The sequence below is a fragment of the Pseudoalteromonas sp. GW168-MNA-CIBAN-0100 genome (assembly GCF_040309225.1).
GTDB classification, from domain to species: Bacteria; Pseudomonadota; Gammaproteobacteria; order Enterobacterales; family Alteromonadaceae; genus Pseudoalteromonas; species Pseudoalteromonas arctica.
The window spans coordinates 20,772-45,089 of sequence record NZ_JBEOOL010000015.1; the positions used below are offsets into that span (position 1 = coordinate 20,772).

23 protein-coding genes are annotated in these 24,318 nt (G+C 39.0%); 16 read left to right on the forward strand and 7 right to left on the reverse strand.

Features of this window, described 5'->3' with window-relative positions; translation table 11 throughout:
* Positions 1-13: 13 nt before the first annotated feature.
* On the forward strand, positions 14-1,057 hold the full coding sequence (locus AAEY62_RS10780; protein WP_024590815.1) for a hypothetical protein: 1,044 nt from the start codon (positions 14-16) through the stop codon (positions 1,055-1,057).
* A gap of 16 nt (positions 1,058-1,073) precedes the next feature.
* On the opposite strand, the gene AAEY62_RS10785 is transcribed toward AAEY62_RS10780, so the two are convergent.
* The gene (locus tag AAEY62_RS10785; protein ID WP_024590816.1) at positions 1,074-1,400 is read right to left on the reverse strand and encodes a TraR/DksA C4-type zinc finger protein; all 327 of its coding nucleotides are present in this window, start codon (positions 1,398-1,400) and stop codon (positions 1,074-1,076) included.
* A 61-nt stretch (positions 1,401-1,461) separates the two neighbouring features.
* Positions 1,462-2,442: a tRNA-dihydrouridine synthase gene (locus AAEY62_RS10790; protein WP_024590817.1), complete on the reverse strand. Its 981-nt coding sequence runs from the start codon at positions 2,440-2,442 to the stop codon at positions 1,462-1,464.
* 225 nt (positions 2,443-2,667) lie between these two features.
* Here AAEY62_RS10790 and AAEY62_RS10795 point away from each other — a divergent pair, with 225 nt between their 5' ends.
* The 12 genes from AAEY62_RS10795 to adk all read left to right on the forward strand — a co-directional run bounded on the left by AAEY62_RS10795 (position 2,668) and on the right by adk (position 15,163).
* Positions 2,668-3,201 carry an HvfA family oxazolone/thioamide-modified RiPP metallophore gene (locus tag AAEY62_RS10795; RefSeq protein ID WP_010553389.1) on the forward strand — a complete coding sequence of 178 codons (534 nt, stop codon included), beginning with the start codon at positions 2,668-2,670 and terminating at the stop codon, positions 3,199-3,201.
* Positions 3,202-3,268: 67 nt separating this feature from the next.
* Positions 3,269-4,126 (forward strand): HvfB family MNIO-type RiPP peptide maturase, encoded by an 858-nt coding sequence (locus AAEY62_RS10800; RefSeq protein WP_024590818.1) that lies wholly within the window; start codon positions 3,269-3,271, stop codon positions 4,124-4,126.
* 36 nt (positions 4,127-4,162) lie between these two features.
* Positions 4,163-4,915, forward strand: a complete 753-nt coding sequence (locus AAEY62_RS10805) for an HvfC family RiPP maturation protein (protein WP_024590819.1) — start codon at positions 4,163-4,165, stop codon at positions 4,913-4,915.
* A gap of 72 nt (positions 4,916-4,987) precedes the next feature.
* Positions 4,988-5,110, forward strand: coding sequence for a hypothetical protein (locus AAEY62_RS10810; protein ID WP_002962301.1), 123 nt, complete (start codon positions 4,988-4,990; stop codon positions 5,108-5,110).
* Between the two features lie 170 nt (positions 5,111-5,280).
* Positions 5,281-5,826, forward strand: a complete 546-nt coding sequence (gene apt / locus AAEY62_RS10815) for an adenine phosphoribosyltransferase (RefSeq protein ID WP_007584093.1) — start codon at positions 5,281-5,283, stop codon at positions 5,824-5,826.
* 3 nt (positions 5,827-5,829) lie between these two features.
* Positions 5,830-8,355 carry a DNA polymerase III subunit gamma/tau gene (gene dnaX / locus AAEY62_RS10820; RefSeq protein ID WP_024590820.1) on the forward strand — a complete coding sequence of 842 codons (2,526 nt, stop codon included), beginning with the start codon at positions 5,830-5,832 and terminating at the stop codon, positions 8,353-8,355.
* Positions 8,356-8,415: 60 nt separating this feature from the next.
* Positions 8,416-8,742: a YbaB/EbfC family nucleoid-associated protein gene (locus tag AAEY62_RS10825; protein ID WP_002962306.1), complete on the forward strand. Its 327-nt coding sequence runs from the start codon at positions 8,416-8,418 to the stop codon at positions 8,740-8,742.
* Positions 8,743-8,749: 7 nt separating this feature from the next.
* The gene (recR, locus tag AAEY62_RS10830; RefSeq protein WP_008165968.1) at positions 8,750-9,358 is read left to right on the forward strand and encodes a recombination mediator RecR; all 609 of its coding nucleotides are present in this window, start codon (positions 8,750-8,752) and stop codon (positions 9,356-9,358) included.
* A 296-nt stretch (positions 9,359-9,654) separates the two neighbouring features.
* On the forward strand, positions 9,655-11,556 hold the full coding sequence (locus AAEY62_RS10835; protein ID WP_024590821.1) for an MFS transporter: 1,902 nt from the start codon (positions 9,655-9,657) through the stop codon (positions 11,554-11,556).
* A gap of 4 nt (positions 11,557-11,560) precedes the next feature.
* Entirely contained in the window at positions 11,561-12,298 is a 738-nt protein-coding gene (locus AAEY62_RS10840) for an RluA family pseudouridine synthase (protein ID WP_024590822.1), read from the forward strand.
* A 118-nt stretch (positions 12,299-12,416) separates the two neighbouring features.
* The gene (gene htpG, locus AAEY62_RS10845) at positions 12,417-14,330 is read left to right on the forward strand and encodes a molecular chaperone HtpG (RefSeq protein ID WP_024590823.1); all 1,914 of its coding nucleotides are present in this window, start codon (positions 12,417-12,419) and stop codon (positions 14,328-14,330) included.
* Between the two features lie 188 nt (positions 14,331-14,518).
* Positions 14,519-15,163 carry an adenylate kinase gene (adk, locus tag AAEY62_RS10850; RefSeq protein ID WP_010553395.1) on the forward strand — a complete coding sequence of 215 codons (645 nt, stop codon included), beginning with the start codon at positions 14,519-14,521 and terminating at the stop codon, positions 15,161-15,163.
* A gap of 88 nt (positions 15,164-15,251) precedes the next feature.
* Here adk and tpx read toward each other — a convergent pair whose 3' ends face one another.
* Complete coding sequence (tpx, locus tag AAEY62_RS10855) at positions 15,252-15,833, reverse strand: thiol peroxidase (protein ID WP_024590824.1); 582 nt, start codon at positions 15,831-15,833, stop codon at positions 15,252-15,254.
* Between the two features lie 233 nt (positions 15,834-16,066).
* Between tpx and AAEY62_RS10860 the strand changes: the two genes are divergently transcribed.
* On the forward strand, positions 16,067-17,071 hold the full coding sequence (locus AAEY62_RS10860) for a response regulator (RefSeq protein ID WP_024590825.1): 1,005 nt from the start codon (positions 16,067-16,069) through the stop codon (positions 17,069-17,071).
* 3 nt (positions 17,072-17,074) lie between these two features.
* Positions 17,075-18,046: a sensor domain-containing diguanylate cyclase gene (locus AAEY62_RS10865; RefSeq protein WP_024590826.1), complete on the forward strand. Its 972-nt coding sequence runs from the start codon at positions 17,075-17,077 to the stop codon at positions 18,044-18,046.
* A 100-nt stretch (positions 18,047-18,146) separates the two neighbouring features.
* On the opposite strand, the gene AAEY62_RS10870 is transcribed toward AAEY62_RS10865, so the two are convergent.
* From AAEY62_RS10870 to AAEY62_RS10885, 4 genes are all read right to left on the reverse strand, one after another.
* Positions 18,147-19,661 carry a SpoVR family protein gene (locus tag AAEY62_RS10870; protein WP_024590827.1) on the reverse strand — a complete coding sequence of 505 codons (1,515 nt, stop codon included), beginning with the start codon at positions 19,659-19,661 and terminating at the stop codon, positions 18,147-18,149.
* Positions 19,662-19,680: 19 nt separating this feature from the next.
* Positions 19,681-20,964 carry a YeaH/YhbH family protein gene (locus AAEY62_RS10875; RefSeq protein WP_024590828.1) on the reverse strand — a complete coding sequence of 428 codons (1,284 nt, stop codon included), beginning with the start codon at positions 20,962-20,964 and terminating at the stop codon, positions 19,681-19,683.
* A 31-nt stretch (positions 20,965-20,995) separates the two neighbouring features.
* Positions 20,996-22,918, reverse strand: coding sequence for a PrkA family serine protein kinase (locus tag AAEY62_RS10880; protein ID WP_350634935.1), 1,923 nt, complete (start codon positions 22,916-22,918; stop codon positions 20,996-20,998).
* Positions 22,919-23,128: 210 nt separating this feature from the next.
* The gene (locus tag AAEY62_RS10885; protein WP_002960323.1) at positions 23,129-23,710 is read right to left on the reverse strand and encodes a superoxide dismutase; all 582 of its coding nucleotides are present in this window, start codon (positions 23,708-23,710) and stop codon (positions 23,129-23,131) included.
* Positions 23,711-23,976: 266 nt separating this feature from the next.
* Between AAEY62_RS10885 and AAEY62_RS10890 the strand changes: the two genes are divergently transcribed.
* Positions 23,977-24,315, forward strand: a complete 339-nt coding sequence (locus tag AAEY62_RS10890) for a Grx4 family monothiol glutaredoxin (protein ID WP_004335359.1) — start codon at positions 23,977-23,979, stop codon at positions 24,313-24,315.
* The last annotated feature ends 3 nt before the right edge of the window (positions 24,316-24,318 follow it).

The window sequence follows — 24,318 nt, forward strand, 5'->3', positions numbered from 1 at the left end:
TATTGGAACTACTATGTATAAAAAGCTCTCTTTTTCATTACTACTGTGCTTATTTTTAGCTGCATGTTCAAAGCAGCCTCAACCTTATGAGTCATTTGAAGACGCACAAGTTGCTTTAAAAACTTTAAACATGGCACTTGTACAACCAGACGCTAAAAAAATCGATAGGATTACTAAAGAGCAATTGGTCTTTTCTGATGCGTATTTAGTTAAACGTCATACTATTTATCAGAACCTAATGGGTATGGAGCTTAATCTCAATCAAATTGCACAAGTAAACTACTTGGTTATTGCAGAGCGCTTTCCTGAGCGCTATTTTAATTGGCCGGCTCAAGTAGACGTATTAAAAAACATGCTTGCTTTTGAGGGTTCAAAAAGTACGCCGGATAATATTATTACTTGGCTTAAGTTAACCCAAGATACGCTAGACAGTGCTAAACAAAGCAATTTAAAGCTGAATAAAATTGAGCTCACACTACTACAAAGCTATGTATTGAGTGCGATAGGTAGTAATGACGTTCAACCAGCGCTTAAGAGTCATATAAGAGCTTTTAGCGATTATTTAGCTAGTTACAAGCCTAGAGGTAGTGTTGGTCTGAGAGGCCTGCCAAATGGGTCACAGTGGTATCAGAGCAAACTAAATTACTTTAGTGGCGAAGTACATTCACCGCTAGAGTGGGTTACTATTTTAAATGAAAATATAAAAGTATTAGATCGTGTTGCATTCGACAGTAAATTGTCTATTTCTCATAAAAAATCGTTTTTAGTGCAGTATCTATCGAATGAAAAATTAATTGAAGGGCTTAATTGGCAGGCTGATTATCAAGACTTACCTGCAATGGCGAGCAATATGAACATGTCTGATAAAGATAAAACATTGATGCTTGCAATGATGGAATCAGATATTGGCATTCATTACCATGCGTGGACTTTGCCACAGGCAAAGGTGAATCTTATGAAACGCTTAGAAATCACCCAAGAAGATGCTCAATATTTAGTTGAAGATATAATACTCTACCCAGGGCAATCATTTAGCTTTATACAACAAATTATATAATGATTTGAAAGTGCGCTTATTGTGCGCACTTTGTACACCGTTGGGTTGCGGGATCTAGTTCAAGTGATTTGGCTGGTATTTTTTCTTCACAGTCGCAGCAGTAGCCATATTGCCCAATTTCTATTTGGCTGACCGCTGCTTCTAATTTAGTCATGCGACTGATCAAAAACGCATACTCAGGACCTAGCTTCTCTGCTGCACAGTCTAACCATTCATTGTTTGCTGTATTATCTAAAATTTGTATTAAATGCTGATGTGTAGGGTAGGCTGATTTAGAAAGCATAGTTAATATATTTAATTTAATTTGTGCTATTTCATCGTTTAGTCTTTTTTGATGATGCATTATCAGTACAACCTTATTAAATTGGCTTCACGTTATACTGATATTATCTAGAGGCTTTAGGTTAGCCGTTATGATTTGAATCAAGTTGCGGTGCTTTGGCGTATTTATTTAATACGCTTGCCACATCTTCTTTACTTTTTAAACGCCTGATTTCATCAAATAAATCGATCGCTTGCGGGTATTGGCGTTTAAGGTAACCTAGCCATTGCTTTGTACGAGAAGCAAAATACTTTTCATCTTTTGCAGGGTCTTGATGAATAGCAGAGTGGATTAAGTGATAAATAATATGCTCCCATTGAAGGCTATCATATTGTTCATTATTTACATGAGCTTTAATTTTTTTTGCTAAATCAGGGTGCGAAAGGGCGCCACGACCAAGCATCAAATCAGTACATCCACTTCGTTTTTGGCAAAGCATTGCGTCCTCAACTTGCCAAATTTCACCATTGGCAACAACGGCAATATTTTTATCTTTTATTATTGGTGGAATTTTTTCCCAATAAGCTGGCGGGTTATAACCATCACGTTTGGTTCTGGCGTGTATAGCTACACTATTTGCGCCTGCGCTTACCACAGCATCAACAATTTCTTGGCTGTTACTGTCGTCATCAAAGCCTAAGCGAATTTTTGCACTTACTTCATGTTTATCATCTACAGCATCTCGGACTGCTTTAATAATCGTATACATGTGGTCAGGATCTTTAAGCAGTACAGCACCCCCTCGACTACGATTAACGGTTTTTGCTGGGCAACCAAAGTTAAGGTCGACCCCATGAGATCCTAAAGCAATTGCTCTTACTGCATTTTCGGCTAACGGATTTGCTTCTTGGCCGAGTAATTGAACACGCACAGGAGTACCTGCTCGCGTAAATCCATTATTATGTAGTTCAGGGCAAAATCGATGAAAAACTTTATCAGGTAAGCATGTTTCAACCACTCTTACAAACTCGGTAACGCACAAATCGAACCCACCAATGTCTGTGAGTAATTGGCGCATTTTAAAATCAACGACACCTTCCATAGGTGCTAAAACAAGTTTCATAAAGTGATTAATTTTGATAAAAAACTGGACGCATAGTTTACCTGTAAATCACACATTGATAAATCTGTAATTACCAACCATATTTAATGTAGAAACCGCAAAAGTAAATATTATGAAAATAAATGAAAGTTTTTATTCTTGTACAGGTCTACTTAAGCATACAAGCAATTTAAAATACATTTTTATTGCTGAGATTTACAATACTTGATTAAAGAGAGTCACAAAATGAATACAGTTAAAAAAAATACAATCGCGTTAACTTTAGGTGCAGTAGTTGTTGGCTCTGCAAGCTTTGTATCTGCAGATGTACAAGCCAACCCATTTGAGTTTCAACAATTAGTGACAGGTTACCAACTAGACGCTAAAGAAGGTAAGTGTGGTGAAGGTAAATGTGGCGGCGATGCAAAAGATGCAAAAGCTAAAACAGAAGGTAAGTGCGGCGAAGGTAAATGTGGCGGCGATGCTAAAGATGCAAAAGCTAAAACAGAAGGTAAGTGCGGCGAAGGTAAATGTGGCGGCGATGCAAAAGATGCAAAAGCTAAAACAGAAGGCAAGTGTGGCGAAGGTAAATGTGGCGGCGACGCAAAAGATGCAAAAGCTAAAACAGAAGGCAAGTGTGGTGAAGGTAAATGTGGCGGCGATGCAAAAGATGCAAAAGCTAAAACAGAAGGCAAATGTGGTGAAGGTAAATGCGGCGGCGATGCTAAAAAAACTAAAAAAGAAGGTAAGTGCGGCGAAGGTAAATGTGGCGGTCGTTAATATCTTATTCTAAATAAGTTATGCTAAAAGGGCCTTAAGGCCCTTTTTTGATAAGTTAGAGGTAGTTATGACACAAATCCAGAGTACAGATTTCGGGATGGTGGGCCTTGGCCTACGACGAGAAATGCTTGATGAACTGCTTGAACACGTACCTAATCAAGTAGATTTTTTGGAAGTTGCGCCAGAGAACTGGTTAAAATTAGGTGGACGCTTTAAAAAGCAATTTAGAACATTAACAGATGCAAATAATTTTGTGTGTCATGGATTATCACTGTCTATCGGTTCACCCGAACCACTGGATGTTGAATTTGTTAAATCTTTAAAAGTTTTTTTTGAAGAGCACAATATAAAAATTTTCAGTGAGCACTTAAGTTACTGTTCCGGTACAGGCCATATGTATGACTTAATGCCTATTCCGTTTACACAAGATGCAATAGCACATGTTGTCCCTCGTATTAAACAAGTACAAGACATACTTGAGCAGCAAATTGCGATAGAAAATGTTTCCTATTATGGCGCTCCTGGACAGCAATTATCAGAGCTGGAATTTACAAATACCATTTTAGAGCAAGCAGACTGCAAGCTTTTACTGGATGTGAATAACATTTATGTGAATTCGATTAATCATGGCTATAACGCACAAGAATTTTTAACAGGGTTACCCTCTAATCGTATCGCCTATGGGCACGTTGCAGGCCATTATAATGAGGCTGATGACTTAATAGTTGATACACATGGTGCTGATGTCATTGATCCTGTGTGGGAGCTACTGGATAAAGCATATGAAGTGCATGGCGTATTTCCAACCTTGCTTGAGCGCGATTTTAATATCCCTACCATGAATATTTTAACCAAAGAGTTAGATATAATTCATGAGCTACAAGCTAAACACATTACTTCAATGGTTTCAAAACAACGAGCTTAATATAAGCCTTTATAAATATTAAAAGAGTGCCTGGTTATGAGCTTTATTGAAATACAAAACGAATTTATGGCGCATATTCGCGAGCCTAAAAAAAATAAAAAGCCCAGCGGTATCGAAGACAGACGTATGTCCATTTATCGCGACCTATTTTTTAATAACATTGAAGGTTTTATATCATCAGGCTTTCCGGTATTAAAAACCTTATATACAGACAAGCAATGGCTGGTTCTTGTACGCCAGTTTTTTAGCGAATATGATTGTCATTCGCCGTACTTTTTAGATATAGCAGGGGAGTTTATTAATTATTTATCAAGTGATTATAAAATAAAAAGATACGATCCCGTGTTTATGCTAGAACTTGCACATTATGAATGGGTAGAGCTAGATGTATCGATTGCACACGAAGATGAGCAAGAGCAAAAATTACAAACAACAGCGCTTACTAGTTCTGCTTTGTATTTATCGAAAACGGCAAGAAATTTAAGTTATCAATTTCCGGTTCAAAATATTAGCAATCGCTTTAAACCAAAAGAGCCATCACCTCAGCCTAATTATTTTGTTGTATATAGAGATGAAGATGATGACGTTCAATTTCTGGCTACGAATGCGATGACTGCTTTGTTACTATCAATTATTGAGGCAAGTGATGGAGCGACATTTGACGACGTTTGCCAACAGGTATTCGCTCATGCACCACAGTTTAATGCAGATCAAATTGCTCAAGGCGCATTAGTTACCCTCAATGCAATGGTTGAACGCGGTGTAATTGTGACAAAAAATCAAGATTAAGGTCTTTATTGATGATTTTACATCGTCTATTATGGCAGCCTTATTTGTCGTGCTTAATAAAAGGTTGTACCAATGTCAGATGATAAAGACTTTAAAGATCCGTTCAACGCTACTTATTTTCTTGCTTTCTTAGCTGTATTTGCAGGGATTGGTTGTTTAAATGCAATATTAGGCTGGATCACTAGCTTAACTTAAAATGCATAGCGTTTATTAAGGCTGTTGCTTACTTCAGCCTTGAACCACTTTATTTTAATTACCCCCCCATAGTTAATACTTCTTTTATAGTAACGCCAAACTCGCAATTAAAGGTTAGTTAAGGTTATAATCACCTGCTTTGTAATATAAACAATTGAGCAGTTAAAATTATGACTCAAGTAACACCAGCAATTATCAAAAACAGCATAACTACAATTGCTGATTATCCAAAGCCGGGCATCATGTTTCGCGATGTAACCACTTTAATGGCAAATCCAGAAGCCTTTAAAGCAACTATTGACGCGTTTATCGCAGAATATAAAGATCAGGGTTTTACTAAAATAATTGGCACAGAATCACGTGGCTTTATTTTTGGTGCGCCACTGTCTTACGCATTAGGCATTCCGTTTATTCCAGTTCGTAAACCAGGTAAGTTACCACGCGAAGTTATTCGTCAAGATTACTTACTTGAGTACGGTGAAGACACGCTAGAGCTGCATGTTGATGCAATTGTACCTGGCGATAAAGTATTATTAGTTGATGACTTATTAGCAACTGGCGGCACAATTGAAGCCACAGCTAAATTAGTTCATAAACTAGGTGGCGAAGCCACAGATGCTGCATTTGTTGTATCACTACCAGAACTTGGTGGCGAGCAGCGCATCAAAAAAATGGGTATTAAAATCCTAAAATTGGTTGAATTCGAAGGCGAGTAATCGATGAGTTATCAGGTTCTAGCGAGAAAATGGCGTCCTCAAACCTTTCATGAATTGGTTGGGCAGTCTCATGTTAAGCAAGCGCTTGTAAATGCGCTTACACAAAATAGACTGCATCACGCTTATTTATTCACTGGAACCCGCGGTGTAGGTAAAACGACTATTGCGCGTATTTTTGCTAAAAGCTTAAATTGCGATGAAGGTATATCTGCAAATCCGTGTGGCCAATGTAGCAGCTGTTTAGATATAGAAGCAGGGCGCTACATTGACTTACTCGAAATAGATGCGGCTTCTCGAACAAAAGTAGAAGACACCCGCGAAATACTCGATAACGTTCAATATGCGCCAACACGTGGACGTTATAAAGTATACCTAATCGATGAAGTTCACATGCTTTCTAAGCACAGCTTTAATGCGCTTTTGAAAACGCTTGAAGAGCCACCAGAGCATGTGAAATTTTTATTGGCGACGACCGATCCTCAAAAACTACCAGTTACTATTTTATCTCGCTGTTTACAATTCAACCTAAATGCCTTGTCGCAAAGTGAGATTAAAACACAGCTTGAACACGTACTTACTCAAGAGCAGCTTAGCTTTGATACCGATGCACTTAGCATTATTTCAAAAGCCGCTGATGGCAGTATGCGTGATGCACTTAGCTTAACCGACCAAGCTATCGCACAAACAAATGGTGATATTAATAACCAAGCAGTACAAACTATGCTTGGTTTAATGGATACTCATTATAGCCAAAGCTTGCTTGCAGCATTACTTGCACAAGATGGCGCTGCGCTAATGGATGAGATTGCGCAGGTGGCAAGTCGTAATCCTAATTATGTGGCATTGCTTGATGATTTAATTGCACTTACGCATTTGACTCAACTAACCCAGTTAGTGCCAGAAGCGGCAGGGCTAGATGAAAAAAATGTAGATTATATTGCTCATGTTGCACAACATACGAGCCCACAACAAATTCAAATTTATTATCAGTTACTGTTAAATGGTAAAAAAGATTTACAATGGGCACCAGAGCCTCGCTTAGGTTTTGAAATGATAATGCTAAGATTATTAGCATTTAAGCCTACAGACGCTCAACAAACTGTACACACAGTAAACGAAGAGCCGGCCCCAAATAAACAAGGCCGTGCAAATGCACTGCGAGATATATTAAATAAAAATAAAACATCGCAAAACACTGTAGCTAGCCAAAGTAGTGTCCCTGTAAATAATACTAAGCCAGTTAGCAATACAGAGCAGCCTAAATCCCTTGAGATAGAGCCTTTACCAAATGTTGCCGCTCAGACATCGAATAATGATGTCGTACAAAGTAATAATGAGCCTGCCCAAGTTGCAGTAGAGCAACCGGTTCAACAAAGTGAAAACGCTTTAAAGCAACAGGCTTCAGCTAATGATCAACCACAAACCAATGTTGTTTCGGATGCTCAAGCCCAGCGCCAAAGTGAAGATGAAGCTTACATGCAACATAGTGATGCTGAGCAAACGTTAGCTTCGCAGTTTGATGATATAATGAGTAGCGCTGTAGATCAGGGTTTTAAACCTGCACCTACTGCAAACTCAGAGTCTTCACCAGAGCCCTTAACAAATCACAATGCAAGTACGCCAATAGCTGAACAAGAAGCGCAGGCGCAATCTGCCATTGCTCGTATTTTACGCGACAGAAACATATCGGGTGCGGGTAGGTTATCAGGCAAGAGTACAAGTACATCTGCAAATAATGTAGCAGTGCAGCCAAGCCAAGCGCCTGCTAAAAAGCCAGAACAGCATCCAAGAATGCCTAAAGCCCAAAGTGTTCATCAAGGTAGTGCAGATACAAGTTCAAGTGAGCTTAATAGCCCTTCAAGTACTGCGTCTGGCGATATCCCTCCTTGGGCAACTGATAGCGAAGGTGAGAGTGAAAAAAAGCATGAGCTCCCAGTAACAGGGAGCCAAACCCAGGCACATAATCACTCCAACATAAAGCCAGCTAGTAAGATTGATTTTAAAGCAAAGCACCAAACAATTACTGAAAATCTTGCGCCAGAATTACTTGAGCAAATAAACCCTCAAAAAGCGCCTGAAATAGTGCCAGAGGAAGTAAGTATTCCTGCCCCTGATGATTTTCAAAGTCCAATTAGTGAAATTAGATTTGCACATCAACAAGATGAATGGGCTTATTTAATTAAACGTATGGGACTGGGTGGTCGTATGCGCCAATTTGCATTGCATTCAATATTTACCAAGCAAGGCAACAGTTTACATATAGACGTTGATGAATCACAAAAGCATTTAGATACACCGATGCTTCGCCAAAGATTAGATGCCGCATTGTCGAGTATTTATGAGCATAACGTGTCGTTAAGTATTAATTTTGCTAAGGGAGTTATTGACTCTCCTTATCTTATTCAGCAAAAAATTGATGCAGGTCGTCATCAACAAGCAATCGATGTGATCACATCTGATGAAAACATAGTACAATTTCAGCAAGTATTTAGCGCCGAAATCGACGAAAACAGTATTCAGGCATTGTAATTACTTACAATCGCCCTTATGTTCATGTTAATTAATGTATTAAAAGAAAGAGAGAAAGTTATGTTTAAAGGTGGAATGGGCAACATGATGAAGCAAGCGCAGCAAATGCAAGATCGCATGCAAAAAGCCCAAGACGAAATCGCAACATTAGAAGTTGTTGGCGAAGCCGGTGCCGGTTTAGTTAAAGTAACCATGCTTGGTAACCACAATGTACGTCGTGTTCAGCTTGATGAAAGCCTTATGGAAGACGACAAAGACATGATTGAAGACTTACTTGCAGCAGCATGTAACGATGCTGTACGCCGTGTTGCTGAAGAAACACAAGAGCGCATGGGTAAAGTAACTGGCGGTATGCAATTACCACCAGGTATGAAAATGCCGTTTTAAGTAAATAATGCAACTTTCAGATAGTTTAAATCAGCTTATAGAAGCACTGCGCTGTCAACCGGGCATTGGTCCAAAATCAGCGCAACGTATTGCTTTTCACTTGCTTGAGCGCGACCGAAAGGGAGGCACTCAGCTGGGCAATGCATTGACTAAAGCAATGACAGCCATAGGGCATTGTCAGTCTTGTCGTACTTTTTGCGAACAAGCTCAGTGCGATATTTGTTTAAGTACAAAACGCCAAGACAGCGGCATATTATGTGTTGTTGAATCGCCTACTGATGTGCTTGCCATTGAGCAAACAGGTCAGTATTTAGGGCTATACTTTGTTTTAATGGGTCATTTATCGCCAATTGACGGTATCGGCCCTAAAGAAATTGGCTTAGACGTTTTAGAGCAAAAACTTGCTCAAGGCGGTATTAATGAGGTTATTTTAGCGACTAACCCTACCGTTGAAGGCGATACTACAGCTCATTATATTGCTCAGCTTTGTCATAAATATAAAGTAGGTGCTTCGCGTATTGCTCACGGTATTCCTGTGGGGGGCGAGCTTGATTTAGTAGATGGTAGAACGCTTATGCATGCTTTTAGCGGCAGGCGTTTAGTTACACAAGACTAACTCTAAGTCACTATTTGAAAAGATATTATAAAAGCCTACATGATTAAATTATGTAGGCTTTTTTGTTTTTAAGGTAAGCTTAGAAGCAATCTAATACCAATCCGCAATAATACTTAATCATTTTGCGGGGCTAAACGTGTAGCTACCTGCGTTAAAAAATTCTCATTTAGAACAACTAAATAGCGAATTTTTTGCCTAGCTATCAACACGTTTTTCCGCCCTCAAAATAGATCATTTAATTAAACAAATTGGTATAATATATTTTTGGGCTATGTCTCTAATTAGTAAGGAATACAATGAAAGATAATCACCCCTACCAAGGTACATTACTGGGTAGTAAGCGTTTTTTACCGCTTTTTATTACGCAGTTTTTCTCAGCGATAAACGATAACGTGTATAAGCAATCAGTGCTTATTTTATTGATATTCCAGGCTGCAACGCTTGCTGATGGCGCACTTTATTCAAATATTGCTGCTGGGTTATTTATCCTACCTTTCTTTTTATTTTCAGGGATGGCGGGGCAGCTAGCTGAAAAAACAGAAAAATCCAAACTAATCAGAATCGTAAAGCTATGTGAAATCCCTATTATGGTTGTAGGGGCTGTCTCTATTTTAACGCAGTATGTTTGGCTGATGTTAGCCACCGTGTTTTTAATGGGCGTACAAAGTACGTTTTTTGGTCCATTAAAATACTCTATTTTACCGCAGCACGTAGCCCCTAACGAATTAACAAAAGCGAATGGCTTGGTTGAATCAGGCACGTTTGTAGCAATATTAATTGGTACAATTTTTGGCACCTATTATATTACTCAATCAGTAGGGCCTACGCTTATAAGTATTGCCGTGTTAGTACTGGCTGTTATGGGTTATGTGAGCAGTCGCTTTATACCCATTAGTGAGGCAAACGAGCCTAACTTAAAATTTACCTATAATATATTTTCATCCACGAAAAACGTATTTTCAGCACTTAATTCGCAAACAGAATCGGTTGGTAAGTCAGTGCTTGGGATTAGTTGGTTTTGGTTAATTGGCGCAATTGTTTTAACGTCCCTACCAAATTATGTAAAACACACAATGGGCGGCGATGAATTGGTGGTAACCAGTGCGCTTGTTGTGTTTTCACTAAGTATTGCTATTGGTTCGTTATTATGTGAAAAGCTTTCTCGCTCTCGAATAGAATTAGGAATTGTGCCTTTTGGCGCTATTTTAATTACCTTGTTTTTATACTTACTGAGCCAAGAGCCAGCTATTAGCTCTTATTCACCTCAAAACCTTGAATTATTAACGCTTGAGCAGTTATTAAAAACAGGCGACATGGTGTGGCATTTTGTATGGATGGCGGGCATTGGTATTGGCTCTGGTTTTTACACTGTACCGCTGTATGCGCTTATTCAACAGCGTACTGAAGAGTCGAGTCGCTCACGAGTTATAGCGGCTAACAATGTATTAAATGCACTGTTTATGGTGGGCAGTGCTGTTTTAAGTATTGTAACGCTGTCTGTTTTTCAGTGGAGTATTTCAGAGTTGCTACTGTTACTTGCTGGGCTAAACTTGCTTATATCTGTTTATATTTATACCAAAGTACCAGAGTTCTTTTTACGATTTATTATATATATTTTAGCTATTTGTATGTACAGAGTGCGTACAAAAGGTGAAAGTAATATTCCAGATGAAGGCGCTGCCGTTATAGTGTGTAATCACGTGAGCTTTGTCGATTGGATGTTTATTTTAGCAGCATCACCAAGGCCTATCCGATTTATGGTATTTGCCCCTATTTATTATTCGCCAGCCCTACATTGGTTATTTAAAATGGCCAAAGCTATTCCCATTAACAGTGAAAAAACCAATCCAGAAGCGTTTAAAAAAGCGTTTGACGAAGTGGCTGCTGCGCTTAATAAAGGCGAACTTGTTGGTATTTTCCCTGAAGGAAAACTAACCAGTGACGGCTCTATCGATATTTTTCGCCGTGGAATCGAGCGCATTATTGAGCGCTCACCTGTGCCCGTTATTCCTGTGCATTTAGGGGGCTTGTGGGGAAGTATGTTTAGCCGAAAAGCTAAGTGGCAACTACCACGATTAAAATGGTCTTTGGTGTCGGTTGCAGTAGGTACCCCGATTGCCGCTGACAAAGTAGTAGCAGACGATTTACGTGAGCAAGTATTGGCTTTAAAAGCACTTCATTCAAAAGATATTGACTAATTTAATGATTAACTTAATGGCTAACTCAACATCGCAAACACCTTCAGAACCACAAAGGATTGTTGATGACTTTGTAGCGCCTAAGTGCGACGGGTTTATTGAAATATTATATCAAGATGATGATATTTTACTGATCAATAAACCCAGTGGGTTATTAAGTTTGTCTGGTAAGAATCCGCTTAACTGGGACTCAGTACATTACCGTTTAGTACATGGTCAAAAAGGGTTAACAGCCGCATTTGCTGAGGCTAAGTTACCGCATCGGTTAGATTTGGGTACATCGGGCATTATGATTGTTGGATTAAACGCCAAAGCATCAAAGCATCTTAATAAACAGTTTCAGGCGCGTACTATCCAAAAGCGTTATGTAGCCATATTAGAGGGTAGCTTAGCTGTTGATGAGGGGGAAATTACTGCGCCAATAGCAAAAGATAAACTGCTTTTTCCGCGAGTTAAAATTTGCCAAACGACGGGTAAAGTAGCGGTGAGTGAATACAGTGTGCTTGAGCGGCTTAAACAGCCGTGCAGAACCTTAGTGCAATTTACGCCCGTTACCGGACGTACTCATCAATTACGAATACATAGCCAGTTTATAGGGCACCCAATTTTAGGCTGTGATTTATATAAAAGTGCGCAAAGTGAGTACATGGCAGGACGCTTACAATTACATGCCAGCGATTTATATTTTGAACATCCAACAACAGGTGAAAAGATTCATATTAATTGTCCGCACCCATTTTAGATAAACGAGATATTCTATTTTTTCGTTTCACCTTTTTTTGATTTTTCCCTTGAAGTTCTAACACCTCACCCCATATTAAGTGCATAACGCAGACACTTTGCAAATTGGAGATATATAAATGACTGCAGCACAAAAAGAAACATTAGGCTTTCAAACAGAAGTAAAACAATTATTAAACTTAATGATTCATTCTCTTTATTCTAATAAAGAAATATTTTTACGCGAACTTGTGTCAAACGCATCAGATGCGGCAGACAAGTTACGCTTTTTAGCGCTATCTCAAGGCGACCTTTACCAAGGTGATGCCGATTTACGTGTACGTATTAGCGCAGATAAAGAAGCAAATACAATTACCATTTCTGATAATGGTATTGGTATGACACGCGATGAAGTAATTAGCTCGCTAGGTACTATTGCAAAGTCGGGTACTGCTGAGTTTTTCAAAAACTTAACGGGTGATCAAAGTAAAGATTCACAATTAATTGGTCAATTTGGTGTTGGTTTTTACTCAGCATTTATTGTTGCTGATTTAGTAACTGTTCGTACACGTAAAGCCGGTGAAACAACCGCTTACGAGTGGGAATCTCAAGGTGAAGGCGAATACACGCTTCAAGAAATTGAAAAAGAAGGCCGTGGTACCGACATTATTTTACATCTTCGTGATGAAGAAAAAGAATTTGCTGACGATTACCGCTTACGTGGCATTGTTACAAAATACTCAGACCATATTTCAACACCTGTACAAATGTTTAAAGCAGAAGTACCAGAGTCTGAAGGCGAAGACGGCGAAAAAATTCCAGCAGTACCAGGTGAGTGGGAAAGCATTAACCGTGCAACTGCATTGTGGACGCGTGATAAGTCAGAGCTTTCTGATGAAGAATACAAAGAGTTTTACAAGCACGTAAGCCACGACTGGGAAGATCCACTTAGCTGGGCACATAATAAGGTTGAGGGTAAAACTGAATACACGAGCCTTTTATACATCCCTAAAAAAGCACCTTTCGATTTATGGAACCGTGAACGTCAAAGTGGCTTAAAACTTTACGTACAACGTGTATTTGTAATGGATGATGCTGAGCAGTTCATGCCAAGCTACCTTCGCTTTGTAAAAGGGTTACTAGATTCAAACGATTTACCTCTAAACGTATCTCGCGAGATTCTACAAGACAACAAAGTAACGCAAGCTATTCGTAAAGGGTGTACATCGCGCATTATTAAAATGCTTGAGCGTATGGCTAAAAACAAAGCTGACGATTACCAAGTATTTTGGAATGAGTTTGGCCAAGTAATGAAAGAAGGCCCAGCTGAAGATGCGGCAAATAAAGAAGCCGTATGTAAGTTATTACGCTTTTCTTCTACTCATACTGATTCAGAAACGCAAGATGTGTCGCTTGAGCAATATGTTGAACGTATGAACGAAGGCCAAGACAAAATTTACTATGTAGTAGCTGATACATTCACTTCTGCGAAAAATTCTCCTCATTTAGAGATTTTCCGCAAAAAAGGGATTGAAGTATTGTTACTAAGTGACCGTGTTGACGAGTGGATGATGAGCCACTTAACTGAATTTGCTGATAAGCAACTACAGTCAATCACACGTGGTGATCTAGATCTAGGTAAGCTGGACGACGAAGAAACTAAAAAAGCACAAGAAGAGTCTGAAAAAGAGATGGCTGGCCTTGTTGAACGTATTAAAACAGCACTAGGTGATGACGTTAAAGAAGTGCGCTTTACGCACCGCCTAACAGATTCTCCAGCATGTGTTGTAAGTGACGACAACGACATGAGCTCACAAATGCAAAAGCTAATGGAATCTGTTGGTCAAACAGCACCAGAAGCAAAACCTGTGTTTGAGCTAAACCCAGAGCATCAACTTGTTAAGCATTTGAATGACGAACAAGATGAAGATAAATTTTCACAGTGGTCACATGTTTTATTAGACCAAGCATTACTTGCAGAGCGCGGTACACTTAAAGATCCAACTGGGTTTGTTACTCGCCTAAACAAACTAATGCTTGAACTAAGCAAGTAGTCAGTTAACTATTTAGTTAATAAAAGTATAAATTATATACTTTGAATAAAAGGGAACGTATGTTCCCTTTTTTAATGCGCTGTAAATACATCAACAACTCATCAATTAGTATAAGTTGCTTGAGTATCGGCGGCGCTTGTGGAAGAATTCAGGCTTTAAAATAAATATCCATACTAGGGGACAATAATATGCGCATTATTCTTTTGGGCGCGCCGGGTGCAGGTAAAGGTACTCAAGCTCAGTTTTTAATGGACAAATACGGTATTCCACAAATTTCTACTGGCGACATGTTACGTGCAGCAATTAAAGAGGGCACGCCATTAGGCTTAGAAGCAAAAAAAGTAATGGATGCTGGTCAACTAATTTCTGACGATATTATTATTGGTTTGGTAAAAGAGCGTATTACTAAAGCTGATTGTGAGAAAGGTTTTTTACTTGATGGCTTCCCACGCACAATTCCTCAAGCTGATGCGATGAAAGAAAATGGCGTAGTGGTTGATCACGTTATTGAATTTGACGTGGCTGACGAAGTGATTGTTGAACGTATGGGCGGACGTCGCGTTCATCCTGGTTCTGGTCGTGTTTACCATATTGTATATAATCCACCAAAAGTGGAAGGTAAAGACAACGAAACTGGGGAAGACTTAATTGTTCGCGCTGATGATACTGAAGAAACAGTACGTAAACGTTTAGGTATTTACCACGAGCAAACCATGCCATTAGTTGATTACTACCAAGCAGAAGCTGCTGCTGGTAATACTCAATACCACAAACTAGATGGTACACAAGCTGTTGAAGCTGTAAGTTCACAACTTGGTGAGCTTTTAGGTTAAATATAAAAGCATATTAAAAAACCGCCAATTGGCGGTTTTTTGTTTGAAGGCTGTTTAGCATTGCTTAATCATTGCTATTTAATCGGCTTTAAAGCGTTTTAAGTTTCTCAATTACGCTGCTGTATTCTGGTTCAGTTGAAAGGCTACTAACTAATTGTTTATAAATGACGTTATGGCTTTCATCTAAAATAAATACAGTTCGCGTTAATAAGCCCATATCTTTAATAATCAATCCGTATTTTTGGCCAAAATCGCGCCAAACAGAATCTGATAACGTAGTGATTTTATCGATATTTTCAGCTTTGCAAAAACGCTTTTGAGCAAATGGTAAATCAGCACTAATTGTTAGCATTGCAACACTTGGAAATTGCGAGGCTACTTTTTCATTAAAGTGCTTAGTTTGCAGGCTGCAAATACCTGTATCAAGACTTGGCACTACACTTATCAATACAGCTTGGCCTTTGTAATCCTCAAGCGTTACAGGGATGAAGTTGTCATCAACTACTTTGAAATTTGGCGCGCTATCTCCAACAGAGATCCCTTTGCCTAATAAAGTGACTGGTTTGCCTTGTGCAGATACTTTTCCTATGTCTAGCGTGTTTTCTGGGTAATCGGCTGCAATAGCCACAGAGCAAAATGCGCTCAAAGCAAAGGTAAGTGAACGTAACATAAGGTATTTCCTTTTAAATTAACGCAATGGGCGTCAGTGTATTATACTGCGCTATAGTAACCAAGAGATTATACCGCTCTGATGAAGTTGGGATTAGTTCTGCAATATAAAAATTGTAACTGTGCTAAACTTTGATTAACATGAAGTTACAAAATATATCTTCAATAATAAAAATAAAAACCATCATAAAATGATTTTAATGCTCATTACTGGTTTAGAAACAGAGAGATAATATGTCAACATCGGTACTAATATGTGATGACTCAAAATTAGCTAGGCGTCAGCTAGCTCGTTCATTACCTGAAGATTGGGATATTAAAGTTGAATTTGCACTCGACGGCGTTGATTGCATAAAGCAAATAAAGTTAATTGAACCAGAAATACTTTTTCTCGATTTAAACATGCCTGAAATGGATGGGTATGAAGTATTAATCGCTATGAAAGAACAGGGGCTAAATATACTCACTGTTGTTGTCTCTGGTGATATACAGCCAAGTGCACATCAAAGAGTGCTTGAACTGGGTGCTATCGATTTTATTCAAAAACCATGTTCCCCCGAAAAACTAGCCAGCATAATTGAACACCATGGAATTAAAGACAAAGCCATGCGTGAACGTCTCTCTCATTCGCTAGGAGAGCAAGTCGACCCTGATGTTCGGGATATATACCAAGAGCTAACTAACGTTGCTATGGGGCAGGCTGGGGATTTACTTGCACGTCTTCTTAATGTATTTGTAGAGCTACCAATTCCTAATGTGAATATTTTGGAAGTTAATGAACTCGATATGGCGCTGCAGTCTATAGATAATAACGCAGCTACATCGGGTGTGTGCCAGGGCTTTATTGGCGGTGGTATTTCGGGCGAGGCGCTATTACTTTTAAATGATTCAAGCTTTAAAGAAATAGCTTCTTTGATGAATTATGACGGCGAGTTAAACGATAAAGTTGAACTTGAGCTGCTTATGGATATTAGTAATATTTTGATAGGCGCTATTTTAACGGGTCTTTCAAAACAGCTCGATATGTCATTTAGCCAAGGGCACCCAATAGTACTTGGCCAACACAGAGATGTGTCTGAGCTGGTTAAATCAAACAAGTCACGTTGGCAACGCACCCTTGCTATAGAGATTAGTTACGGTATTGAAAACCATGATATAAATTGCGACCTCATGCTGTTATTTACTGAAGATTCACTTAAAACTTTGAAGTATAAAGTTGCTTACCTATTAGAAGATTAAGTTATGGCTGCAGATTTAGAAATGAATGAGATCCATTGGCTTATGGATATGTTTAATACCGTTGATGTAGGCCTTGTAGTACTTGATAGAGATTATAAGGTGTGTGTATGGAATGGTTTTATGGAAAACCATTCAGGGCTTCTACCAAGCGCAGTAAAAGATAAAGACCTATTTGATTTATTTCCAGCAATAGACGAAAAATGGTTTAGAAGTAAATCAGAATCGGTTTTTGTTTTAAAAAACCGCTCTTTTACGATTTGGGAGCAGCAGCCATACATTTTTAGGTTTAAAAATTATCGACCTATTACTGGTAAAGCTGATTACATGTATCAAAATGCGACATTTATCCCTCTTACAAATACGATGGGCGAAGTTAGCCATATTTGTATTATTTTGTATGATGTAACAGATGTCGCGGTAAATAAAAAAGAGCTTGAAGAGTTAAACAAAAAATTAGAACAAGTAAGTCAAACAGATAGCTTAACGCAGCTTGCAAACCGTGGACACTGGGAAGGTACGCTACGCCAAGAGTTTTTAAGAGTTAAGCGAAGTGGTGGCTGTAGCACATTATTAATGTTTGATATTGATCACTTTAAAAAAATAAATGATGAATATGGCCATAGCTGTGGTGATGAATCGCTTCGTCATTTATCTAACTTACTACGTACGACGCTGCGCGAAACTGATGTTGCAGGGCGTTATGGCGGTGAAGAGTTTGCAGTGACATTACTTGATACAGATAAAGAAGGCGCTTTTGTGTTTGCTGAGCGTTTAAGGGTGTTGATTGAAACTAACCCTGTGAAGTATAAACACTTTGAAATAACAATGACGGTAAGTATAGGGCTGGCTGGTAGGAGTAATGATTTTAAAAATCATGAGCGCTGGATAGAGGCTGCAGATAAAGCACTGTACCAATCTAAAAATACAGGGCGAAATAAAGTAATAGCCTACGAAGATATAAAAAATGACGCTTAAGCGTCATTTTTTATATCCAGAATTTAGGGTTAAATAATAGTGTATTTTTTTACGATCTGCTGAGCAAACCCAATCAGTATGAAAATTTTATTGCCCTTCATTATTCTGTTGTGTGTCTAGAGTCATCTATTGGGCATTGACCAATCATTGAAACCTCACCAGAATTTGACTCTTGCTCTAGTTTTACTTTAAAGCCCCATAATCTGTAAAGATGCTTAAGCACTTCTTTGTGCGAGTTTGCTAAAGGAATGTTGTTATGGGGTACATAGCGTAGGGTTAGTGAACGGTCACCTCTAATATCAACGTCATATACTTGAATGTTGGGCTCATGATTACTCAAGTTGTACTGCGCTGAGAGCGCTTCTCTTACTGCTTTATAGCCATTGTCGTTATGTATTGCGCCAATTTCTAAATGGGGGTTATTAGTATGGTCAATAATAGTAAATAATTTAAAATCACGAATTAACTTAGGCGATAAAAACTGGCTAATAAAACTCTCATCTTTAAAGTTTTCCATTGCAAAATGCAGTGTATCTAGCCAATTACTGCCTGCATATTCAGGGAACCAGCGTTTATCTTCTTCAGTTGGGTGCTCACATATTCTGCGAATATCAACCATCATATTAAAGCCTAAAGCATATGGGTTGATACCTGAATAATACTTACTGTTATAAGGTGGCTGATAAACTACGTTGGTATGGCTTTGTAAAAACTCTAACATGAAAGAGTCGGTGAGTTTTCCCTCATCATATAAGTGATTAAGGATGGTGTAATGCCAAAAAGTTGCCCAACCTTCGTTCATTACTTGAGTTTGCTTTTGTGGGTAAAAGTATTGCGAAATTTTACGAACAATACGTATAACTTCACGTTGCCAAGAGTCGAGTAATGGGGCATTTTTTTCAATAAAATACAAAATATTTTCTTGGGGTTCAGAAGGAAAATGGCGTACTTTCTTTTTGGTTTCTTGCTGTTGCTCAGGAATAGTTCGCCATAATTCGTTTACTTGCGATTGAAGGTAGTCTTCACGCTCTTGTTGGCGTTTTTGCTCTTCAAATAGCGATATTTGTTGTGGACGTTTGTAGCGATCCACTCCGTAATTCATTAAGGCATGACATGAGTCGAGTAGGGCTTCGACTTGTGTAATACCGTGCTTTTCTTCACAGCGGCTTATGTAGTTTTTAGCAAATACCAAGTAATCAATAATTGAGCCAGCATCGGTCCAGGTTTTAAATAAGTAATTACCTTTAAAAAATGAGTTATGTCCGTAACATGCATGTGCCATTACAAGCGCTTGCATAGGTAGGGTGTTTTCTTCCATTAAGTACGCAATACAAGGGTCCGAATTTATCACTATTTCGTAAGCGAGACCCATTTGTCCGCGCTTATAATTTTGCTCTGTTTGGATGAATTTCTTACCGTAAGACCAATGACTGTAGCCAATAGGCATACCAACGCTTGAATAAGCATCCATCATTTGCTCTGCGGTTATCACTTCAATTTGATTAGGGTATGTGTCTAACCTGTAGTGAGCTGCAACACGGGCAATTTCACCTTGATATTCATCTAATAAATCAAAGGTCCAATCTGGGCCATCACTCATTCGTTTATCATTCATAATGCTACCTCGCTTTAGGCTATGCAGAGTTTTGCTGTTGACGACCTTTTTTAAATAGCTCCCTGAAAATTGGGTAAATATCTTCAACGCTTTGAATATGCTGTATAGCGAAATTATTATGGCTGTGTGTTATGGATTCATATTCGCGCCATAGGCTTTGATGGGCACGAGTGGTTATTTCAATATAAGCAAAATAGCGTACTGCGCTTAAGAGCTTATTACGCAAAATTTCACCACACTGCGGGGTGTCGTCCGCCCAGTTATCGCCATCAGAGGCTTGTGCGGCGTATACATTCCACTCATTTGCGTGGTAACGCTCTTTTATTATTTCGTTCATTAATTTAAGAGCGCTTGAAACAATAGTGCCGCCAGTTTCTTGGGAATAAAAAAACTCTTGCTCGTCTACTTCTTTTGCTTGTGTGTGGTGGCGAATATAAACAACGTCTATGTCTTTATAGCTGCGCGTTAAAAATAGATAGAGCAAAATATAAAAACGCTTTGCCATGTCTTTTGTTGGCTGATCCATTGAGCCTGACACATCCATAATACAAAACATCACGGCTTTGCTGGTGGGGTGAGGGCGCTTTTCGTAATTACGAAAACGTAAATCGTAGTTATCAATAAACGGGACCGATTTAATTTGTAGTTTTAATGCTGCAATTTCTTTTTGTAATAAAGCAATTGCTGCTTTATCGTTATGTGGACCAGCAAGCAGCAGAGCAAGTTGTTCTTCGAACTCTTTTAAACGGCGTTTTTTACCTGCACTCATGGCAACACGCCGTGCAAGCGAGCCTTGTAATGAGCGGACAATATCAATATTACTTGGCATGCCATCGCTACAAAAACCTGCGCGGTGGGTTTTCATTTGCACTAACTTATCAAGCTGGTTCTCTTGTAAGTTAGGAAGTTCTAAATCTTCAAACAGTAAATCAAGGTATTCATCTTTTGATATCGAAAATACAAATTCATCTTGCCCTTCGCCCGAATCGCTGGCGTCACCTTCACCGGCCCCGCCGCTTTGTCCGCCTGTAGGGCGCTCAATTTTATCACCTGTAGAAAACTGATCGTTACCAGGGTGAATTTGTTCTCTATTCCCGCCTTGCCCTTGATGAAATGTAGGTTCGCTGATATCGCGTTGTGGAATAGAAATACTCTCACCAGAGCTTGAATCTGTAACGCTGCGCTTGTTAATCGCATCTGAAACCGCTTCTTTAATTTGCTTTTTATAGCGCCTAATAAAGCGCTGGCGATTAAGCGTACTTTTGTTTTTACCGTTTAAACGCCTATCTATAAAATGCGCCATATTGACCTCCTATATACTACGACTATGAAGGTTATTGCGATTTTCTAACCCGTAAATACCACTCAGAAAGCAAGCGAACTTGTTTTTGTGTATAGCCTTTTTCGACCATACGGTTCACAAAGTCTTCGTGCTTTTGCTGATCCTCTGCAGACGTTTTAGTATTAAACGAAATAACAGGGAGCAAATCTTCGGTATTAGAGAACATTTTTTTCTCAATCACCGTGCGTAGTTTTTCGTAGCTTGTCCATAGTGGGTTTTTACCGTTGTTATGCGCACGGGCACGCAATACAAAGTTCACTATTTCATTACGGAAATCTTTAGGGTTAGAAATACCTGCTGGCTTTTCTATTTTTTCAAGTTCGGCATTAAGTGCCTCGCGGTCAAATAGTTGTCCCGTATCAGGGTCGCGATATTCTTGGTCTTGTATCCAAAAGTCTGCATAAATAACATAACGGTCAAAAATGTTTTGTCCGTATTCTGAATACGATTCTAAATAGGCGGTTTGCAGTTCTTTACCTATAAACTCTACATATTGCGGAATTAAATAGCCTTTTAAAAAGCTTAAATAACGCTCTTCTATTTCGCTTGAAAATTGTTCGCGCTCTATTTGTTGCTCAAGTACATAAAATAAGTGCACCGGATTTGCAGCAACCTCAGTGGTATCAAAGTTAAACACGCGGGATAAAATTTTAAACGCAAAGCGAGTAGAGAGCCCCGTCATGCCTTCATCAACACCTGCGTAATCACGATACTCTTGATACGATTTTGCTTTAGGGTCGGTGTCTTTTAGAGTCTCGCCATCGTATACCCGCATTTTTGAATAGATACTTGAATTTTCTGGATCTTTTAAACGTGATAGCGTCGTAAATTGCGCCAATGTTTTAAGTGTACCTGGTGCGCATGGCGCGTTGTATAGCTCGCTGTGCTCAAGTAATTTGTCGTAAATTTTAATTTCTTCGGTTACACGTAAGCAATAAGGTACTTTTACAATATAAACACGGTCTAAAAATGCTTCGTTGTTTTTATTGTTTTTAAAAGTTTGCCACTCAGATTCATTAGAGTGAGCGAGGATCATGCCATTAAAAGGCAGGGCACTAATGCCTTCTGTGCCGTTGTAGTTACCTTCTTGGGTTGCGGTAAGTAAAGGGTGCAGCACTTTAATAGGCGCTTTAAACATTTCTACAAATTCCATCAGCCCTTGGTTAGCTAAACATAAAGAGCCCGAGTAGGCGTATGCATCAGGATCGTTTTGGGCAAAGTGCTCAAGCTGGCGAATATCGACCTTACCCACTAGCGCCGAAATATCTTGGTTGTTTTCATCTCCAGGTTCGGTTTTGGCAATGCCTATTTGGTTTAAAATAGAAGGGTAGCGTTTAACCACTCTAAACTGGCTAATATCACCATTGAACTCTTTTAAGCGTTTGCCAGCCCAAGGCGACATAATGGTTTTTAAGTAGCGCGGTTTAATACCGTATTCTTGCTTAAGTACGTCGGCGTCCTCTATTGGGTCAAATAATGCAAGAGGATGGTCGTTTACCGGAGAGCCTTTAATTGAATAAATAGGCACTTGTTGCATTAAATATTTTAGTTTTTCGGCAATGGATGATTTACCCCCACCAACAGGTCCAAGTAAATAGAGCACTTGTTTGCATTCTTCAAGCCCTTGGGCGGCGTGTTTTAAATAAGAGACTATTTGCTCAATGGCGTCTTCCATACCATAAAAATCAGCAAAGGCAGGGTAGCGCGCAACTACTCTATTAGAAAATAACCGGCTTAGTCGTGCATCCGTTGCGGTATCTACCATGTTTGGTTCGCCAATTGCCATGAGTAGGCGTTCTGGTGCGCTGGCGTAGGCAGACTTATCGGTTTTACAAATCTCAAGAAATTCAGCGATACTGTATTCTTCTTCCTGTGCCGCTTCGTATCGTGCTTGGTAATGCTCAAAAATCGTCATAATAACCTCCGAAACCCGCTGTAAAAAGGTGCTTACCTTTTAAAGTCTAGTCACGAATTTGTATTTTTGTGCAATAAAATTAAAAATTTAAGTGAAAAAAGATCATGTTACTAAAAGTGTTTTATTAAATGATGAGGCGCTTAGGTGTGATAAACAAGAAACAAAAAAAGACGCCTAAGCGTCTTTTTTACATTAGCGTTTAAAGGCTAATTAAGCGAAGTTAGCGTTCGCGAATTCCCAGTTAACAAGCGACCAAAAACCTTTAAGGTAATCTGGACGAACGTTACGGTAATCAATGTAGTAAGCGTGTTCCCATAAATCCACTGTAAGGATTGGAGTAACGCCATCATCAGTTAATGGTGTAGCAGCGTTAGATGTATTAACGATGTCTAGTGAACCATCAGCAAGCTTAACTAACCACGTCCAGCTTGAACCAAAGTTATTTACTGCTTTGTCATTTAATGCATCTTTAAACGCATCAAAAGAACCCCATTTGGCGTTGATTGCATCAGCAACTGCGCCAGTAGGCTCGCCGCCGCCGTTTGGAGATAAGCTGTTCCAGTAAAAAGTATGGTTCCAGATTTGTGCTGCGTTGTTAAATACGCCGCCTTCTGATGAACATACGATCTCTTCTAGAGATTTGTTTTCAAACTCAGTACCAGGGATTAAACCATTAAGCTTAACCACGTAAGTGTTGTGGTGTTTGCCATGGTGAAACTCTAGTGTTTCTTTTGAAATATGTGGCTCAAGTGCGTCGATTGCATATGGTAGTGACGGTAGTTCAAATGCCATTTTTTTATCTCCATCTTCTTTGGTTGATAGTCCATTTGGTAATACGTAATGCCTGTTGAAACAGAGCAGTTACCTATACCAAGCGGTAATATAGTGTTACTATAATTGTTGAGTATTTTACTCAAGTTTAAGCAAACAGCAATGCTATTGCGAAAGACTATTTCAATTGCGGCTTTATTTGCCCATATTAAGTTATATATTTGTGGTCACGATGAGTTATTTTCAAGACCTAAATATATTTAGCTATCGTTACTTTGAGGTTGTAGATGGAAACCATTGATAAAATTAAACAGCAAATTTCAGAAAACCCAATAATCCTTTTCATGAAAGGGTCACCAAAATTACCTAATTGTGGTTTTTCTTCACAAGCATCGCAAGCGTTAATGTCATGTGGTGAACCATTTGCATACGTTGATATTTTACTTAACCCAGACATTCGTGCTGAGCTTCCAGCATACGCAAATTGGCCAACATTCCCACAACTTTGGGTAGATGGCGAGTTAGTTGGTGGTTGTGACATTATTATCGAAATGTTTCAACGCGGTGAATTACAGCCGTTAATTACAGAAACTGCTGCTAAATATAAAGAAGCTGACGCAGAGTAATTT

Excerpts from the sequence above, each read along its gene's own strand:
- AAEY62_RS10780 (WP_024590815.1), top strand. The coding sequence starts at position 14 with ATGTATAAAAAGCTCTCTTTTTCATTACTACTGTGCTTATTTTTAGCT.
- AAEY62_RS10880 (WP_350634935.1), bottom strand. The coding sequence starts at position 22,918 with ATGACGATTTTTGAGCATTACCAAGCACGATACGAAGCGGCACAGGAA.
- AAEY62_RS10860 (WP_024590825.1), top strand. The coding sequence starts at position 16,067 with ATGTCAACATCGGTACTAATATGTGATGACTCAAAATTAGCTAGGCGT.
- AAEY62_RS10885 (WP_002960323.1), bottom strand. The coding sequence starts at position 23,710 with ATGGCATTTGAACTACCGTCACTACCATATGCAATCGACGCACTTGAG.
- adk (WP_010553395.1), top strand. The coding sequence starts at position 14,519 with ATGCGCATTATTCTTTTGGGCGCGCCGGGTGCAGGTAAAGGTACTCAA.
- AAEY62_RS10875 (WP_024590828.1), bottom strand. The coding sequence starts at position 20,964 with ATGGCGCATTTTATAGATAGGCGTTTAAACGGTAAAAACAAAAGTACG.
- AAEY62_RS10835 (WP_024590821.1), top strand. The coding sequence starts at position 9,655 with ATGAAAGATAATCACCCCTACCAAGGTACATTACTGGGTAGTAAGCGT.
- htpG (WP_024590823.1), top strand. The coding sequence starts at position 12,417 with ATGACTGCAGCACAAAAAGAAACATTAGGCTTTCAAACAGAAGTAAAA.
- AAEY62_RS10810 (WP_002962301.1), top strand. The coding sequence starts at position 4,988 with ATGTCAGATGATAAAGACTTTAAAGATCCGTTCAACGCTACTTATTTT.
- AAEY62_RS10785 (WP_024590816.1), bottom strand. The coding sequence starts at position 1,400 with ATGCATCATCAAAAAAGACTAAACGATGAAATAGCACAAATTAAATTA.
- AAEY62_RS10790 (WP_024590817.1), bottom strand. The coding sequence starts at position 2,442 with ATGAAACTTGTTTTAGCACCTATGGAAGGTGTCGTTGATTTTAAAATG.
- AAEY62_RS10795 (WP_010553389.1), top strand. The coding sequence starts at position 2,668 with ATGAATACAGTTAAAAAAAATACAATCGCGTTAACTTTAGGTGCAGTA.
- AAEY62_RS10865 (WP_024590826.1), top strand. The coding sequence starts at position 17,075 with ATGGCTGCAGATTTAGAAATGAATGAGATCCATTGGCTTATGGATATG.
- AAEY62_RS10840 (WP_024590822.1), top strand. The coding sequence starts at position 11,561 with ATGATTAACTTAATGGCTAACTCAACATCGCAAACACCTTCAGAACCA.
- AAEY62_RS10825 (WP_002962306.1), top strand. The coding sequence starts at position 8,416 with ATGTTTAAAGGTGGAATGGGCAACATGATGAAGCAAGCGCAGCAAATG.
- AAEY62_RS10870 (WP_024590827.1), bottom strand. The coding sequence starts at position 19,661 with ATGAATGATAAACGAATGAGTGATGGCCCAGATTGGACCTTTGATTTA.
- dnaX (WP_024590820.1), top strand. The coding sequence starts at position 5,830 with ATGAGTTATCAGGTTCTAGCGAGAAAATGGCGTCCTCAAACCTTTCAT.
- AAEY62_RS10805 (WP_024590819.1), top strand. The coding sequence starts at position 4,163 with ATGAGCTTTATTGAAATACAAAACGAATTTATGGCGCATATTCGCGAG.
- AAEY62_RS10800 (WP_024590818.1), top strand. The coding sequence starts at position 3,269 with ATGACACAAATCCAGAGTACAGATTTCGGGATGGTGGGCCTTGGCCTA.
- apt (WP_007584093.1), top strand. The coding sequence starts at position 5,281 with ATGACTCAAGTAACACCAGCAATTATCAAAAACAGCATAACTACAATT.
- AAEY62_RS10890 (WP_004335359.1), top strand. The coding sequence starts at position 23,977 with ATGGAAACCATTGATAAAATTAAACAGCAAATTTCAGAAAACCCAATA.
- recR (WP_008165968.1), top strand. The coding sequence starts at position 8,750 with ATGCAACTTTCAGATAGTTTAAATCAGCTTATAGAAGCACTGCGCTGT.
- tpx (WP_024590824.1), bottom strand. The coding sequence starts at position 15,833 with ATGTTACGTTCACTTACCTTTGCTTTGAGCGCATTTTGCTCTGTGGCT.